General features: G+C 62.4%; 1 protein-coding gene. It reads left to right on the forward strand.

Annotated features, from left to right (window positions below; genetic code table 11):
- On the forward strand, window positions 1-936 hold a 936-nt coding region (locus tag MBA17_RS49030; RefSeq protein WP_274387116.1), incomplete at its 5' end, for a glycoside hydrolase family 62 protein.
- Between the last annotated feature and the right edge of the window lie 40 nt (window positions 937-976).

Consider the following 976-nt stretch of genomic DNA (forward strand, 5'->3'; position numbering starts at 1 on the left):
CCGACGCCGACGCCGACGCCGACCGGTACGTGCGATCTTCCGTCGTCGTACCGCTGGACATCGACAGGCCCGCTGGCGAACCCGAAGTCGGGATGGGTCTCCCTCAAAGACTTCACCACCGCCCCCTACAACGGCAAGCACCTCGTCTACGCCACAACACACGACACCGGCACATCGTGGGGCTCGATGAACTTCAGCCTCCTCACCAACTGGTCCGACATGGCCTCCGCCAGCCAGAACACCATGTCCTCCTCCACCGTCGCACCCACACTCTTCTACTTCGCCCCGAGAAACATCTGGGTCCTCGCCTACCAATGGGGCGGAACCGCCTTCTCCTACCGCACCTCCACCGACCCCACCAACCCCAACGGCTGGTCAGCACAACAAGTGCTCTTCTCCGGAAGCATCACCGGCTCCGGAACAGGACCCATCGACCAAGCACTCATCGGCGACAACACCAACATGTACCTGTTCTTCGCCGGCGACAACGGCAAGATCTACCGGGCCAACATGCCCATCGGAAACTTCCCCGGCAGCTTCGGCACCACCTCAACCGTCATCATGAGCGACACGACGAACAACCTCTTCGAAGCCGTTCAGGTCTACAAACTCCAAGGCCAAAACCGCTACCTCATGCTCGTCGAAGCGATCGGCTCGCAAGGCCGCTACTTCCGCTCCTTCACCGCCACCAGCCTGAACGGCACATGGACACCACAGGCCGCGACCGAGGGCAACCCCTTCGCCGGCAAAACCAACAGCGGCGCCACCTGGACCAACGACATCAGCCACGGCGAACTGATCCGCACCAACGCCGACCAGACCATGACCATCAACCCCTGCAACCTGCAACTCCTCTACCAAGGACGCAACCCCAACTCCGGCGGCGACTACGGCCTCCTCCCCTACCGGCCAGGCCTGCTGACACTCCAACGCTGACGGCGTGACACAGATCCGGCTCGAAGGTTCCCGACGTTCA

This window comes from Dolomitihabitans soli, assembly GCF_022213955.1.
Lineage (GTDB): Bacteria > Actinomycetota > Actinomycetes > Streptosporangiales > Streptosporangiaceae > Streptosporangium_A > Streptosporangium_A soli.